Source organism: Pseudomonas sp. Colony2 (assembly GCF_019382755.1).
Classification (GTDB): Bacteria; Pseudomonadota; Gammaproteobacteria; order Pseudomonadales; family Pseudomonadaceae; genus Aquipseudomonas.
Genome location: NZ_CP080030.1, coordinates 6,153,591 through 6,169,501, shown reverse-complemented (window position 1 = coordinate 6,169,501; position 15,911 = coordinate 6,153,591). Strand labels below are relative to the sequence as shown.

The 15,911-nt window shown below is 58.3% G+C and carries 12 protein-coding genes; 1 reads left to right on the top strand and 11 read right to left on the bottom strand.

Features of this window, described 5'->3' with window-relative positions; all coding sequences use genetic code 11:
• Positions 1–43: 43 nt before the first annotated feature.
• Complete coding sequence (locus JV201_RS25045) at positions 44–319, top strand: hypothetical protein (RefSeq protein WP_003215984.1); 276 nt, start codon at positions 44–46, stop codon at positions 317–319.
• A 113-nt stretch (positions 320–432) separates the two neighbouring features.
• Here JV201_RS25045 and JV201_RS25040 read toward each other — a convergent pair whose 3' ends face one another.
• From JV201_RS25040 to JV201_RS24990, 11 genes are all read right to left on the bottom strand, one after another.
• Positions 433–1,404: a peptide ABC transporter ATP-binding protein gene (locus tag JV201_RS25040; RefSeq protein WP_003215987.1), complete on the bottom strand. Its 972-nt coding sequence runs from the start codon at positions 1,402–1,404 to the stop codon at positions 433–435.
• Complete coding sequence (locus JV201_RS25035; protein ID WP_003215989.1) at positions 1,404–2,372, bottom strand: ABC transporter ATP-binding protein; 969 nt, start codon at positions 2,370–2,372, stop codon at positions 1,404–1,406. The genes JV201_RS25040 and JV201_RS25035 overlap by 1 nt, the downstream gene beginning before the upstream one ends.
• 10 nt (positions 2,373–2,382) lie before the next feature.
• Positions 2,383–3,294 (bottom strand): ABC transporter permease subunit, encoded by a 912-nt coding sequence (locus JV201_RS25030; RefSeq protein WP_003215991.1) that lies wholly within the window; start codon positions 3,292–3,294, stop codon positions 2,383–2,385.
• Positions 3,295–3,304: 10 nt separating this feature from the next.
• Positions 3,305–4,315 carry an ABC transporter permease subunit gene (locus tag JV201_RS25025; RefSeq protein ID WP_003215992.1) on the bottom strand — a complete coding sequence of 337 codons (1,011 nt, stop codon included), beginning with the start codon at positions 4,313–4,315 and terminating at the stop codon, positions 3,305–3,307.
• A 74-nt stretch (positions 4,316–4,389) separates the two neighbouring features.
• Positions 4,390–5,988: an ABC transporter substrate-binding protein gene (locus JV201_RS25020; RefSeq protein WP_102369916.1), complete on the bottom strand. Its 1,599-nt coding sequence runs from the start codon at positions 5,986–5,988 to the stop codon at positions 4,390–4,392.
• An 81-nt stretch (positions 5,989–6,069) separates the two neighbouring features.
• On the bottom strand, positions 6,070–7,467 hold the full coding sequence (locus JV201_RS25015) for an OprD family porin (RefSeq protein ID WP_003215995.1): 1,398 nt from the start codon (positions 7,465–7,467) through the stop codon (positions 6,070–6,072).
• 171 nt (positions 7,468–7,638) lie between these two features.
• Entirely contained in the window at positions 7,639–9,183 is a 1,545-nt protein-coding gene (locus tag JV201_RS25010) for an ABC transporter substrate-binding protein (RefSeq protein ID WP_371135981.1), read from the bottom strand.
• 364 nt (positions 9,184–9,547) lie between these two features.
• On the bottom strand, positions 9,548–11,176 hold the full coding sequence (locus tag JV201_RS25005; RefSeq protein ID WP_003216000.1) for an ABC transporter substrate-binding protein: 1,629 nt from the start codon (positions 11,174–11,176) through the stop codon (positions 9,548–9,550).
• 258 nt (positions 11,177–11,434) lie between these two features.
• Entirely contained in the window at positions 11,435–13,036 is a 1,602-nt protein-coding gene (locus tag JV201_RS25000) for an ABC transporter substrate-binding protein (RefSeq protein WP_008437261.1), read from the bottom strand.
• Positions 13,037–13,171: 135 nt separating this feature from the next.
• The gene (locus JV201_RS24995) at positions 13,172–15,544 is read right to left on the bottom strand and encodes a hypothetical protein (RefSeq protein ID WP_257903265.1); all 2,373 of its coding nucleotides are present in this window, start codon (positions 15,542–15,544) and stop codon (positions 13,172–13,174) included.
• Positions 15,541–15,852 (bottom strand): hypothetical protein, encoded by a 312-nt coding sequence (locus JV201_RS24990; RefSeq protein ID WP_219406155.1) that lies wholly within the window; start codon positions 15,850–15,852, stop codon positions 15,541–15,543. Before JV201_RS24990 ends, JV201_RS24995 begins: the two co-directional genes overlap by 4 nt.
• Between the last annotated feature and the right edge of the window lie 59 nt (positions 15,853–15,911).

Below are 15,911 nucleotides of genomic sequence, written 5' to 3'. Positions count from 1 at the left end.
GCTGTCGTGCGCAATTCATCTTCTGACTGGGCGGAATTCGACCATGAGTATCTTTCAACGTGTGGTGCTGTTGCTCAAAGTGCTGGTGATGATGTCATTGGGCATGTCTGCCGCGTGGGCCAATACGGCTGTGCAAAGCCATGGCACGGGGTTTGTGGCGGCGAAGACGGTGCAGGCGGGTGGCTTGCAGTTGGCCAAGAGTGAATCCGAGCCCGGTGACGAAAACCAGGGCGGTTCCAAGGACGATGACGATGCCGAGAACCCGGACAATGATGGCGAAGACAGCGACACCTACAACGATGGCGACAGCGATACATAAGTAACGCAGGAAAAAGAAAGCCCCGCTTGCCGAACAGATGCGCTATCCGACAAGCAGGGCTGTAGAACACTGGAATGCTCTGGACTCACCCTCCAGAGCATTTTTTTTGCACGTCAGACCACAAATTGCTCCGCGTAGTGGCAAGCCACCTGGCGGTTGTCCAGAGGTCGCAGCACCGGTTCATCGGTGCTGCACAGCTGGGTCGCGTACGGGCAGCGCTTGTGGAAGGCGCAGCCGGATGGCGGGTTCAACGGGTTGGGCAACTCCCCGACGATTTTGATCTTCGGTTTGTTCGGGTCCGGATGAATGGTCGGGGTTGCCGACAGCAACGCCTGGGTGTACGGGTGCAGCGGGCGTGCGTAGATGTCTTCCTTCGGGCCCACTTCCACCGGGCGGCCGAGGTACATCACCATTACGTCGTCGGCGACGTGCTGCACCACCGCGAGGTTGTGGGAGATGAACACGTAGGCGGTGTTGAATTCCTGCTGCAAATCCATGAACAGGTTCAGCACCTGGGCCTGGATCGATACGTCCAGCGCCGAGGTCGGTTCATCCGCCACCAGCACCTTGGGTTGCAGCATCATCGCCCGCGCCAGTGCGATTCGCTGGCGCTGGCCGCCGGAGAACATGTGCGGGTAGCGCTGATAATGCTCAGGGCGCAGGCCCACTTGCTTCATCATCGCCTGGACCTTTTCCCGGCGCTCGGCGGCAGACAGGTTGGTGTTGATCAGCAGCGGCTCGCCCAGTTGGTCGCCGACCTTCTGGCGCGGGTTCAGCGAGGCGTAAGGGCTCTGGAACACCATCTGCACGTCTTTGCGCAGTTGCTTGCGCTGGGCCTTGTCGGCACCGGCGACTTCTTGCCCGGCGATTTTCAGCGAGCCGGAAGACGGCTCTTCAATCAAGGTCAGGGCGCGGGCCAGGGTGGATTTGCCGCAACCGGACTCGCCTACGACCGCGAGGGTCTTGCCGGCTTCGAGCTCGAACGACACACCGTTGAGTGCGCGCACCAGGGCATGGCCCTTGAACAGGCCACGGGACACTTCGTAGTGACGGGTCAGGTCGCGGGCGGTAAGTACGACGGCCATTACGCCACCTCCTGATTCAGCGGGTAGAAGCAGCGGGCAAGGCTGTGGCTTTTCGGGTCAAGGCCCGGGCGTTGGGCGCGGCAGGACTCCTGCACATACGGGCACCGCGGCGACAGCAGGCAACCCTGCGGGCGGTCATAACGGCCGGGAACGATACCCGGCAGCGTGGCCAGGCGCGTGGCGCCGAGGCTGTGCTCGGGGATCGCCTTGAGCAACGCTTCGCTGTACGGGTGCGCCGGGATGTCGAACAACTGCGGCACCTGGCCAACTTCCACGGCTTGGCCTGCGTACATCACGCACACGCGCTGGGCGGTTTCGGCCACTACCGCGAGGTCGTGGGTGATCAGCACCAGGCCCATGTTCTGCTCTTTCTGCAAGGCCAGCAGCAGGTCCATGATCTGGGCCTGGATGGTTACGTCGAGGGCGGTGGTCGGTTCATCGGCGATCAGCAGTTTCGGCTCGCCGGCAATCGCCATGGCGATGGCCACACGCTGGCTCATACCACCGGACAACTGGTGCGGGTAGGCATCCATACGGCTGGCTGCGCCCGGGATTTCCACCTTTTCGAGCAGTTCGATGGCACGCTTGCGCGCTTGCTTGCCGGACATTTTCAAATGCAGGCGCAGCACTTCTTCGATCTGGAAACCCACGGTGTAGCTGGGGTTCAGGGCGGTCATCGGGTCCTGGAACACCATCGCCAGGTCTTTGCCGACGATCTGCCGACGCTGGCGGTTGCTCAGCTTGAGCATGTCCTTGCCGTCGAAGTTCAGGGCGTCGGCAGTGACGATGCCGGGGTGCTCGATCAGGCCCATCAGCGCCATCATGGTCACGGATTTACCCGAACCCGACTCGCCAACGATCGCCAGTACTTCACCTTTGTCGACGGAGATGTCGAGGCCATCGACCACCGGCACGGCGGTCTTGTCGCCGAAGCGGACATTGAGATTCTTGATTTCTAGCAGTGACATGGGAATCTCCTCAGGCGGCGTTCTTGAGTTTCGGGTCCAGCGCATCGCGCAGGCCGTCGCCCATCAGGTTGATTGCCAGCACGCTGAGCAAAATGGTCAAGCCAGGCAGGCTCACGACCCACCAGGCGCGTTCGATGTAGTCGCGGGCCGAGGCCAGCATGGTGCCCCACTCAGGGGTTGGCGGTTGTACGCCAAGGCCCAGGAAGCCCAGGGCTGCAGCATCGAGAATCGCCGAGGAGAAACTCAGGGTGGCCTGAACGATCAGCGGCGCCATGCAGTTCGGCAGCACGGTGACGAACATCAGGCGCGGCAGGCCGGCGCCAGCAAGGCGTGCGGCGGTCACGTAGTCACGGTTCAGTTCGCCCATCACCGCAGCGCGGGTCAGGCGGACATAGGACGGCAGCGACACGATCGCGATGGCGATCACGGTGTTGATCAGGCCAGGGCCGAGGATCGCGACAATCGCCACAGCCAGCAGCAGCGACGGCAGGGCCAGCATGATGTCCATCAGGCGCATGATGGTCGGGCCGAGCAGGCGCGGGAAGAAACCGGCGAACAGGCCCAGCAGGATCCCCGGGATCAGTGACATCACCACCGACGACAAGCCGATCAGCAACGACAGGCGCGAACCCTGGATCAGGCGCGACAGCAGGTCACGGCCCAGTTCATCGGTGCCCAGCAGGAACTGGATCTGCCCACCTTCCAGCCAGGCCGGAGGGGTCAGCAGGAAGTCACGGTATTGCTCGCTCGGGTTATGCGGGGCCACCCAAGGGGCGAAGAGCGCGCAAAACACCACCAGCAACATGAACAGCAGGCCGGCAACGGCGCCCTTGTTCTTGGAAAAGGCTTGCCAGAATTCTTTGTACGGGGACGGGTACAGCAGGCTTTGATCGACTGCTACCGCGGGAGTAGGTGTGGTCATGGTCATGATCTCAGCGCTGGTGACGGATGCGTGGGTTGGCGAAGCCGTAGAGGATATCCACCACGAAGTTCACCAGAATCACCAGGCAGGCGATTAACAGGATGCCGTTTTGCACCACGGGATAATCCCGTGCGCCAATGGCTTCGATCAGCCATTTGCCGATGCCGGGCCACGAGAAGATGGTTTCGGTCAGGACCGCACCCGCCAGCAATGTGCCGACTTGCAGGCCGACCACGGTGAGTACCGGGATCAAGGCGTTACGCAGGCCGTGGACGAACACCACGCGTGCCGGCGACAGGCCCTTGGCCTTGGCGGTGCGGATGTAGTCTTCGCGCAGTACTTCGAGCATCGACGAACGGGTCATCCGCGCGATAACGGCCAGCGGGATGGTGCCGAGCACGATGGCCGGCAGGATCAGGTGATGCAACGCGTCCCAGAATGCGTCCGGCTCGTCGGCCAGCAGGGTGTCGATCAGCATGAAGCCGGTGCGCGGCTCGATGTCGTAGAGCAGGTCGATCCGTCCGGAGACTGGCGTCCAGCCCAGGCTGACGGAGAAGAACATGATCAGGATCAGGCCCCACCAGAAGATCGGCATCGAATATCCCGCCAGGGAGATGCCCATCACCCCATGGTCGAACAGGGATCCTCGCTTCAAGGCCGCGATCACCCCGGCTAACAGCCCCAGGATGCCGGCGAACAACAGGGCGGCCATGGACAGTTCCAGGGTCGCAGGGAAAAGGGCGGTGAATTCAGTCCACACGCTGGTACGGGTGCGCAGGGATTCGCCGAGGTCGCCGTGGGCGAGCTTGCCGACATAATCCAGGTATTGCGCGTAGAGCGGTTTATTCAGACCAAGGCGTTCCATTGCCTGAGCGTGCATCTCGGGGTCGACTCGTCGTTCGCCCATCATGACTTCGACGGGGTCGCCAGGGATCATGCGAATCAACGCGAAGGTCAGCAAGGTGATGCCGAAAAACGTGGGGATCAATAACCCCAATCGGCGGGCAATAAAACTAAACATCTTGTTGTGTACCTCAATCAGCCGGTTAGGCAGGTTCGGCACCGTCAATGTCGACGGTGCCGAGCGTCTCTTATCTACTTCACCTGGGTGGTGGCGAAGTTATTTGTGGTCAGAGGGCTTTGGGTATAACCCTCGACGTTTTTACGCATGGCGGTGAACATTTTCGGGTAAGCCATGGGAATCCATGGTTGGTCCTTGTCGAAAACGTCCATTGCTTGTTCATAGAGTGCAGCGCGCTGGGTGGGTTCAGCGATGGCGCGCGCCTTGTCGATCAAGTCTTGAAACTCCTTGTTACACCAGCGGGCGTAGTTTTCGCCGTTTTTCGCTGCATCGCAACTCAAGTTCGGGGTGAGGAAGTTATCCGGGTCCCCGTTATCCCCCGCCCAGCCGGCGGAGACCATGTCATGTTCGCCATTCTTGGCGCGCTTGAGCATTTCGCCCCATTCCATGACCTTGATGTTCACTTTCAGGCCGATCTGCGCCAGATCCGCCTGCATGCGCTGGGCGCCGAGCATTGGGTTGGGGTTGGTCGGGCCGCCGCCGTTGCGGGTAAACAGGGTGAACTCGGTGCCTTCCGGTACGCCGGCTTCCTTGAGCAGGGCGCGGGCCTTGTCGAGGTCGCGGGGCGGGTTTTTCAGCTTGTCGCTGAAACCCAGCAGGGTTGGCGGGTACGGGCCGGTGGCGTCGACCGCGTTGCCTTTGCCGTACAGGGATTCGTTGTAGCCCTTCTTGTCGAACGCGATGTTGATCGCGTGACGCACCCGCGCGTCGCTCATGTACTTGTGGGTGGTGTTCATGGCGGTGTAGGCGGTGGTCATCGCCGCCAGTTCCGCCACCTTCAGGTTCGGGTCGGCCTTCATGCTCGGCACGTCATCCGGTTTCGGATACAGCGCGATCTGGCATTCGTTGGCCTTGAGCTTTTGCAGGCGCACGTTGTTGTCGGTGGTGATGGCCAGGATCAGCGGGTCAGCCGGCGGCTTGCCACGGAAGTACTCCGGGTTGGCCTTGAAGCGCACTTGGGCGTCTTTGGCGTAGCGGGTGAAGATGAACGGGCCGGTGCCGATGGGCTTGGCGTTCAGGTCGTCGGTCTTGCCGGACTTGAGCAACTGGTCGGCGTATTCGGCGGAGTGAATCGAGGAAAACGCCATGGCCAGGTCGGCCAGGAACGGTGCTTCAGGGCGGGTCAGGGTGAAGACCACGGTGTGGTCATCGGTCTTCTCTACGCTCTTGAGCAGTTCCTTGAAGCCCATGCTTTCAAAGTATGGGTAGCCCACGTTGGACTTTTTGTGCCACGGGTGATTCGGGTCCAGCTGGCGCTGGAAGCTCCAAAGCACGTCGTCGGCGTTCATGTTGCGCGTGGGTTTGAAGTAGTCGGTGGTGTGGAACTTGATGTCGTCACGCAGGTGAAAGGTGTAGGTCAGGCCATCGGCACTGATCTCGGGCAGGTCTTTGGCCAGCGCCGGGATCACTTCGGTGGTGCCGGGCTTGAAGTCCACCAGGCGGTTGAAGATGGTTTCGGCCGCGGCGTCGGCGGTGACAGCCGTGGTGTACAGGACCGGATCGAAGCCTTCCGGGCTGGCTTCGGTGCAGACGACCAACGGTTTGGCCGAGATGCCGACAGCGACGCTCAACAGCGCAGCGGCAATGGCAGCTTGTAACGGGAGCATTTTCATCTAAGAGCCCTCTGCAATCGATTGGACCAGACAAGCGTAGGCGGCGGGCCCGTCCTGAGCCCGCCGCCGACCTGGCGCTGATTAAAGAATGTTGAACGGGATGGTGGTCACCAGGCGGAACTCACGCAGGTTGCCGTCAGCCTGGTTGGCGCTGGCACGGTGAGTCACGTAGGTACCACGAATGGTGGTGGCCTTGAGTGCGCCGCTCTGGATCGCGTAAGCCGCGCCTACACCGTATTCCTGGTGCTTCTCGCCGTCCTGGGCCTGAATGCCGTTGTAGGCAAAGCCAGCGCGGCCGCCGTCGCCGGTGTAGTGAGTACCGTCGATACCCCAGCCACGTGCCGAGTAGACGTTGAACTTCAGGCCCGGCACGCCGTATTCGGCCATGTTGATGCCGTAGGCGATCTGGAAGGACTTCTCGTTCGGACCGTTGAAGTCGGACGTCAGGGAGTTGGCCAGGTAGATGCCGTTGGTTTCGTGCAGGTAGTCGAAGTACTCGTCGCCGTTCACGGCCTGGTAGGAGAAGGTCAGGCTGTGAGCCTGGTGGGTCAGGCCGAACGATAGCGAGTAGGTGTCGTTGTCGATCTTGCCCATCAACTTTTTGCCTTCGTCGACGGTCTTGTAGTAGTTCAGGCCCGTGGTCAGGGACAGGGTCTGGCTGTCACCCAGTTCGTGGGTAGCACCGAAGTAGTACTGGTTCCAGAAGTCTTCCACGTTAGCGGCGAACAGGCTGGTCTTCAGGCTCTTGAACGGCTGGTAGTTGACGCCCAGGGTGTTGACCTTGTCGGTTTCCTGGCGACCATTGCCGTATTCAGTACGGAATTTCGACAGGCTCTGCTCGGTCCGTGGCGAAACGCGGTCGAACACGCCGCCCTGGAAGGACAGGTTGCTGAACTCTTCGCTGTTGAAGCTCACACCTTCGAAGCTCGAAGGCAGCGCACGGTTACCGATGGTGTCGATGATGCCGCTGCTGAAGTTCTGGCGACCGGCGGTCAAGGTGGTGTTCGAGACACGGAACTTGACGTTGGCCAGGCCCAGTTTGCTCCACTGGTCTACAGCGTCGCCGTCGGAGTCGGCCAGGGTACGGTTGGAGCCGCCCTTGATGTCGCGCTTGCTGCGGTCCAGGACCAGAGCGTTGTAAACCGCCACTTCAGTGCTCACGCCAACGGTGCCTTGGGTGAAACCCGAGGTAGCGTTGAGGATGGTGCCTTGCACCCAGTTGGTACGGTAGTTGTCAGTACGGGCTTCGCCGTGCTTCTGGTAAGTGAACTTGCTGCCACGGAAGCGTTGTTCGTTGGAGAACCAGTTACGGGTTGTACCGCCCAGGCTTGCGCCATCGATAAAGCCTTTGGCCTCGCTTTGGGCGCTGGTGCCGGCCAGTGTGGTTGGAACGAAGTCCTGGCTTGCAGGATCAGCGTAGGCGTTAGCCGTGATGCTGCTGATGGCCAGGGCCAGTAGCGCGGTGCTGCTCAGTTTCATGGGTGAAGCTCCTTTGGTTCTCTTTTTAATGCCGGTCTTTTTAGGTGAACCGGCTATTGGGTGTGTAACTCGTTCAAGCCTTTGCAAACGTTTGCCCATGGGTAAAACCCGAAATAAGGCTGCACGTTTGCGGCAAGGCGAATGCTCGCCCTGCGCAATCCGGTTATCTTTTTATGGGTTGATGCTGACGCCCGAGAACACGTTGCGGCCGAAGGGGCTCACTTTGAAACCTTCGACTTTGGCGCTTAACGGCTGGTTGACCGTCGAGTGGGCGACTGGCGTGATCGGCACCTGCTGCTTGAGCAGTTGCTGCGCCTGTTTGTATAGAACAGTCCTTTGTTCGCGGTCGGTGACGACCTTGGCTTGCTTGATCAGCTTGTCGTACGCCGGGTCACACCACATGGAGTAGTTGTTCCCGCCGATGGCGTCGCAGCTGTAGAGGGTGCCCAGCCAGTTGTCCGGGTCACCGTTGTCGCCGGTCCAGCCGATCAGGCTGATGTCATGCTCGCCATTCTTGGTGCGCTTGATGTACTCGCCCCATTCATAGCTGACGATCTTGACCTTGAGGCCAATCTTTGCCCAATCGCTTTGCAGCATTTCGGCCATCAGCTTGGCGTTGGGGTTGTACGGCCGTTGTACCGGCATCGCCCACAGGGTGATCTCGGTGCCTTCCTTCACGCCGGCAGCCTTGAGCAATTCCTTGGCTTTTTCCGGGTTGTAGGCGGCGTCCTTGATGGTGTCGTCGTAAGACCACTGGGTCGGCGGCATGGCGTTGACCGCCAGTTGCCCCGCGCCCTGGTACACGGCGTTGAGGATGCTCTGCTTGTTCACCGCCATGTCCAGGGCCTGGCGCACTTCGAGCTGGTCGAAGGGCTTGTGCCGCACGTTATAGGCGATGTAGCCCAGGTTGAAACCCGGCTTGGTCAGCAGTTGCAGGTTCGGGTCGGCCTTCAGGGCTTCGACGTCGGCCGGGCGCGGGTGCAGGGTGATCTGGCATTCGCCGGCCTTGAGCTTTTGCACCCGTACCGAGGCGTCGGTGTTGATCGCAAAAATCAGCTGGTCGAGCTTCACGCGGCTCGGGTCCCAGTACTGTTTGTTGCCGGTGTAGCGAATCTGCGAGTCTTTCTGGTAGCGCTGGAACACGAACGGCCCGGTGCCGATCGGCTTCTGGTTGATGTCGCTGGGCTTGCCGACCTTGAGCAAATGGTCGGCGTATTCGGCCGACAGGATCGAGGCGAAGCTCATGGCGATGTTCTGGATAAACGCGGCGTCGACCGTGTTCAGGGTCATCACCACGGTGTGCGGGTCGGTTTTCTCGACCTTGGCGATATTCTTGTTCAGGCTCATCCCGTTGAAGTACGGAAACTCGGTGGGGTAGGCCTTGCGGAACGGGTGTTCGGGGTCAAGCATGCGATTGAAGGTGAACAGCACGTCGTCGGCGTTGAAGTCGCGCGTCGGCTTGAAGTCCTTGTTGCCGTGGAATTTCACCCCTTCACGCAGGTGGAAGGTATAGGTCAGGCCGTCTTCGGAAATATCCCAACGGGTTGCCAGGCCCGGTACGACATTGGTCGCGCCTTTTTCAAACTCGGCCAAGCGGTTGTAGATAGGCTCGGCGGCGTCGTTATCGGTGGCCGTCGTGTATTGCGCGGTGTCGAAGCCCGCCGGGCTGCCTTCGGAGCAAAACACCAGGCTCTTTTTCTCGGCAGCCTGGCCCATCGAGGCCACAGCCAGCAGGCTGGTGCCAAATATCGCGGATAGAACGGTGGTATGGCGCATAACAATCCCGATCCTTGTTTGTTGTTTTCGTCAGTGAGCAATCGCAAGGTCATTCTTGACCTTGCGACAACACTGATCCCACAACGGCAGTTGCCCTACAGAGACGATGCGTCTGCCGTACCACGACGTTATGGGTCGGGAGCCAGGCAGTAAATGCAACGAATCTGACAGACCTTGTAGGTAACGGAGCCGCGATTCGCAGTTAGCTGCCGTAGGACGGCAGCGTGTGCGGAGGTGGTCTGTTTCCTACGGTCTTGGCGGATGCAATAACGGCGACGTTATGAAACGTCGCCGCCAGAGATCCTTACTTGCCGCTTACGCTCACGCCGTAGAAGGAGTTCAAGCCAAATGGGCTGATCTTGAAGTCCTGCACGTTGTTGCGCATGGGTTGATACACCGTCGAGTGCGCGATAGGTGTCATCGGGACTGCATCTTTGAGGATATGTTGCGCCTGCTTGTACAGCTCGGTGCGTTTGGCTACGTCGGAAGTCGCCTTGGCTTCTTTCACGATGCCGTCGAATTTCTTGTCGCACCACTTGGAGAAGTTGTTGCCGGCCAGGGAATCGCAGCCGAACAGCACGTTCAGCCAGTTGTCCGGGTCACCATTGTCGCCGCTCCAGCCAATGATCATGGCTTGGTTCTCGCCGCCTTTGGAACGCTTGATGTACTCGCCCCACTCATAGCTGACGATGTTCACTTTCAGGCCGATCTGTTTCCAGTCGTTCTGCAGCATCTCGGCCATCAGCTTGGCGTTCGGGTTGTACGGACGCTGGACCGGCATCGCCCACAGGGTGATCTCGGTGCCTTCCTTGACGCCGGCTTCCTTGAGCAGAGCCTTGGCTTTGGTCACATCAAACGGCGCATCCTTGATGGTGGTGTCATAGGACCACTGGGTTGGCGGCATGGCGTTGACAGCCAGTTGGCCTGCGCCCTGGTACACCGAGTCGATGATCTGCTGCTTGTTCACCGACATGTCCAGGGCCTCACGCACGCGCAGGTCGGACAGCGGGTTAGGCGCGGTCTGGCCCTTGAGGACCGGCATTACGTTGTAGGCGATGTAGCCCAGGTTGAAACCGGCTTGGTGCGGCAGTTTCAGGTCCTTGTCTTCACCCAGCGCCTTGAGGTCGGCCGGACGTGGGAACAGGGTCACCTGGCATTCGTTTTTCTTCAGCTTCTGGATACGCACCGACGGGTCGGTAGTGATGGCGAAGATCAGGTTGTCGATCTTCACGTCTTCAGGTTTCCAGTAATCTTTGTTGCCGGTGTAACGGATGTTGGAGTCTTTCTGGTAGCTCTTGAACACGAACGGGCCAGTGCCGATTGGCTTCTGGTTGATGTCCTGTGCCTTGCCTTCCTTCAACAGCTGGGCGGCGTATTCAGCCGACTGGATGGAGGCGAAGCTCATTGCCAGGTTCTGGATGAAGGCGGCGTCCACGGTGCCAAGGGTGAACTTGACGGTGTGGTCATCGACTTTCTCAATGTTCTTGATGTTGGTGTCCATACCCATGTCCGTGAAGTACGGGAACTCGGTCGGGTAGGCTTTACGGAACGGATCGTCTTTATTGATCATCCGGTTGAAGGTGAACAGTACGTCGTCAGCCGTGAATTCACGAGTTGGCTTGAAGTACGGGGTGGTGTGGAACTTGACGCCTTCACGCAGGTGGAAGGTGTACGTCAGGCCATCCGGGGAAACGTCCCAGGTCGTGGCGAGCCCAGGAACAACAGCGGTGCCGCCGCGCTCGAACTGGGTCAGACGGTTGAACATGGTTTCGGCCGAAGCATCGAAGTCTGTTCCGGTGGTGTACTGGCCTGGATCAAAACCGGCCGGGCTCCCTTCGGAGCAGAACACCAGGTTGCTCGCCGCTTGGGCGAAAGGTGCAGCAGCCATTAAACCGGCGCTGACTAATAACGGAATGACTGCGTGTTTAAGCATGTTGGCCTCATGATTTGTTGTCATTTTTGGTAGTGAGGGCGACCTCGTGAGTCGACCTGCGGATACTTATGCAGGGCCCATACCCAATGCAAGATGTTGAGAGCCTACAACGGCTAAACAGTGGTACGAACGTACACGAATGTCGCATATGTGTAAGTTCAGACACATTTACGCACTTTTGAGGGTTTTTTTCGGTGCGAGGGCTGCACCAGGAATGCCCAACCGAGGCGTCTGGCGCACTCGGTTGGGGCGCGGCTGTTACTTATTCAGACTGACGCCGTAGAAGGGAGTGAGTCCAAAAGGACTGATCTTGAAGTCCTGCACTTCCTTTCGCAGGGGCTGGAAAACCGTCGAGTTTGCGATAGGCGTTATAGGTACTTGTTCCTTAAGGATTTTTTGTGCCTGTTGATACCACTTGATGCGCTGCTCGCGGTCGCTGCTGACCTTGGCCTGCTGTACCAGTTTGTCGTAGGCCGGGTTACACCATTTTGCATAGTTGCTGCCCTTCACCGCGGCACAACTGTAGAGCACGCCGAGCCAGTTATCCGGGTCGCCGTTGTCGCCGGTCCAGCCGTAGATCATCACGTCGTGCTCGCCGGCTTTGGCGCGTTTGATGTACTCGCCCCACTCATAGCTGACGATATTGGCCTTGATGCCAATCTTTTCCCAATCCTGCTGGATCATCTGCGCCGACATCCGGGCATTGGGATTCGACGCGCGTTGTACGGTCATCGCCCACAGGTTGAGGGTGGTACCTGGTGCAACCCCTGCTTCTTTTAGTAGCGCCCGCGCCTTGGCCGGATCGTAGGGCGCGTCCTTGATTGTCGGGTCATAAGACCACTGGGCCGGAGGCAGGGCGTTCTGCGCCAATTGTCCGGCGCTCTGGTACACCGCCTTGATAATTGCCGGCTTGTCGATGGCCATGTCCAGCGCCTGGCGCACCTTGAGCTGGTCCAGGGGCGGGTGGGTCACGTTGTAGGCGAGAAAGCCCAGGTTGAAGCCGGCTTGCTGAAGAACCCGCAGGTTGGGGTCTTGCTTCATCACTTCGATGTCGGAAGGGCGCGGGTAACCGCTGACCTGGCACTCGCCGGCCTTGAGCTTTTGCAGGCGCACGGCGGCGTCCGGGGTGATCGAGAACACCAGGTTGTCGAGCTTCACATCTTCGGGCTTCCAATACTGTTTATTGGCGCTGTAGCGAATCTGCGAATCCTTCTGGTAACGCTTGAACACAAATGGCCCGGTGCCCACCGGCTTCTGATTGATGTCCGCGGCCTTGCCTTCCTTGAGCAACTGCGCGGCATATTCGGCGGACTGCACCGAGGCGAAGCTCATGGCCAGGTTCTGCACGAAGGAGGCGTCAACGTTGTTCAGGTTGAAGCGCACGGTGTGCTCGTCGAGTTTTTCGACGCTCTTGATCGTGGTGTTCAAGCCCATGTCGGTGAAGTAGGGCGACTCCGATGGATAGGCCTTGCGGAACGGGGTCTCGGGATCCAGCAGGCGCTGGAAGGTGAAGAGCACGTCGTCGGCGTTGAAATCACGGGTCGGGGTGAAATAGTCGGTGGTGTGGAACTTGACGCCATCGCGCAGGTGGAAGGTATACATCAGGCCGTCTTTGGACACGTCCCAATTGGTTGCCAGGCCGGGTTCGACTTCAGTGCCGCCACGCTTGAACTGGGTCAGGCGGTTGAACACGGTTTCGGCGGAGGCATCGAAATCGGTGCCGCTGGTGTACTGGCTGGGGTCGAAGCCGGCGGGGCTGGCTTCGGAGCAGTAGACCAGGGTGCCGGCTGCCTGGGCCATGGGCATGAATGCCAGCAGGCCGGCAGCAAGGAGCAGCGGTTTTAAGGTGATTCTTTCCATGGAGACCCCTGAAGTGGCAGGCAAATAGTGCCCGAACGAAAACGGCAGTCACCGAGGTTACCGCCGTTCTTGTCACTCAGGTAGAGATAAGCATGCGAGGCCCCAGTGTCTCCGGGATTCGGCTATTCCAGGTCGCTACGATTTAGCCGGAAAGTGTTCGGGTTTATAAGTGAACGCCCACCACTTGAACGGACTCCAGTACGGGTTGTTCTTTGACGGCTTGAATTTCTTGATTCGCGCCATTTCTTCGCTGACATACTGTTCAGCCTCAGCTCTTACTGCGGTACGGACGTTATCGGTGATCTGAATATTTTGTGCGGATAAGTTCTCCAGGTAGATTTTTTCTACCTTGTCAATGGCAGCTTTTATCTCTTCAGGGGCCAGGTTGGCACTCAAGGTGCCGCTATAACCTTTGACAGGGCGGCCAATCAACTTTTGGAATTGAGCGGCAAACGAAGCATCCCCACCGGTTGCGGAATCACATGACAGCAGGCGCACGTTGTCGAACTCTTCCGGATGGATCCCTTTGCTGTGAAGCGTATCCAGCAATTCTTCCGGACTATTGAGCTTTCCATCGTAAGAAACTTTTGCGACCCCGGTAGTCTCATCGACTTTACCGTGTACCAGTATGTTCAATCGCTGGGCCGAACCTTGTTTGTTCACATCCACGAACGTGTAAAGTTTATCGTTGATAGTGTTCAGGCTATCTATTTCTCCACTGAGAATACTGGTTTTTTCAGCAGTAGAAAAAAGGGCCTCGCCGACCGGCAGATTTTTAACCGTTTTCAGGGGCGGCAGTTCGACGCCGTCTACGTTGATAGATGCCGGGGGGACCTCTGGTCCACTCGACTCAATTTCATTTAACGACGGGTCCGGATGACTATCGCCGGATACTTTCGAAACGCGTGTCAGCTCAAATTCGCTCTTCTGCGAATTATAGTTCCAGCGGTAGTCTTCAGTAACGGTGGAGTTGAACGTGATCGGAGTTTCACCCAGGCTCGCCTCGACCAAACCGGGTGCAACTTCGTGTGCCAGCATCAGGCTTGAGATGACGGCCGCAGCAGTTCCCCCTGTGCGCTCGCCTGCGGTCTTGCCATAGAGGCTGTCATGCACGCCAAACACGATATTGCCTATATTGCCAACAATGGGCAGATTACCAAAGCTTCTGCCCCAGGTGTCTTTCACCGACTTCCAGGCTTGCTGCGAGGCACCAAACACATCCGTCTGGTCGGCCCACACCGCATTGTTGGCGTTCTGCTCCTGATAGTGGGGGGCGATACCTTTGTTCAGATCGCCAAATTGCAGCCCATAACCTGCTTTTCGCGATTCGGTGTAGTTGAATAGCTCTCGTACCGGCACGGATTTATCTTTGTACCAGTGTTCGTACCCCGGATATCGCGACCGATTATCCTGGATCAGGCTGTCGAGCACCGCCCCGGCCGGTGGCCAGTGGGCATTGTGTCGCCCTTGCATATCACCGGTATTGAAACGGCGCATCAATTCATCACGATTGTCTTTGGCCCAGCTCGCAAATTCGTCATCGCCTTTTATCTCGCGGACAGCGCCGTTCTTCAAGTCGATCATGACTCCCTGATTGGGGCGATTGGCGGGATTGCCATCGTAAGGCGTGTAGGGGATAAAGGCATACCCGCTCATGGGGTAGCCGTAAATATTGGGGATAATCACTTGCCCATTCTTGTCCAGCGTGCGATTCACCGCTTCCTGGCCGGCAGGGCTTAACCTTGCGAAATTTTCCGTGTCACTACGAAGGCTCAGCAACGTGCCCCGTGTTACATAGGCGTCTGCTTTTCCCGATCGCTCTGCTATTGTTCCGGAGCCCTCGCGCATCGGCGCGGCTATGTCTTTCTCCCAGCGAGCTTGAAGTTGTCGGCCGAACGCTTCCAAATCATTGATTTTTGTCCGGTCTTTTTTTTCTATTTCCATTTCAGGAAAATTTAAAACCCCACCACGTGCGGGTCTGTCGTGCGCTAGAGCACCCGCTGCAATTTCCCATGCGAAATAAGTGTGTGTCTGGGTATCAGAGAGATTTTGTGCTGTGCCCATACCGACATAGGTATTGAACGTTACCGTGAACTTTTCATGCGGGTCGAACCCGGCTGCCAATAAACCCCCACTGAAGTATCCTGCGGGGTCCATGAACAGGCGCACGTTCTGGAACTTGACGTTTCGTTCGCCTTCAGTGCCACTTTCTATATTTTCGATCTGCGTCTTTACACGATTGGCATAGGCATCGATATGAGCCTCTCGCTCATTGTAGATATACCCATCGCCTGGCGCGTGGACAAAGTCGGGTCCGTAAATGGTTGCCTTGTAGATATCAGACTCGTTCCTGGCGGCAGTGCCAACGTTGTCCGTTTCATAAATATCCGTACTCTTCAATGGCGTTGGCGGTATTCGTTCCAGCGCCTCGGTACGTTGTTCTTGAGTCGTACCGGGTAGCGGTGTTTTTGGGTAATGGACAATGTTAAGTTGAGCTGAGCTTGTCATTTCAGATTACCTGGCTGGATGTTGATTGCACGCATCTGCGCCGCCATAAACTGTGGATGAGGAGTACGGTGATCTACGCCATGAGTGGTGCAGCGTCCAGGCGTGTTCCGCTCGTTGAGGGTGAGGATGTAGTTGTCCATTGCACGGGTTATAAGTTGAAAAGATTTATCACCAACGCACTTCAATGTGTCCGGACCAGCACACGCCCGGCGATTAAGCATTTTCTGAAGCTGGTAACCGGTTATTACCGCTGAAACTTCTTGAATGAAGTGCCAGGCAAAAAAAATGCTGCCCGAAGGCAGCGGCATTGCAGTCCTGCTCCTTGAAATGGCAGGTGAACGTTGCGCGAGCGAAAACGGCGGTCACC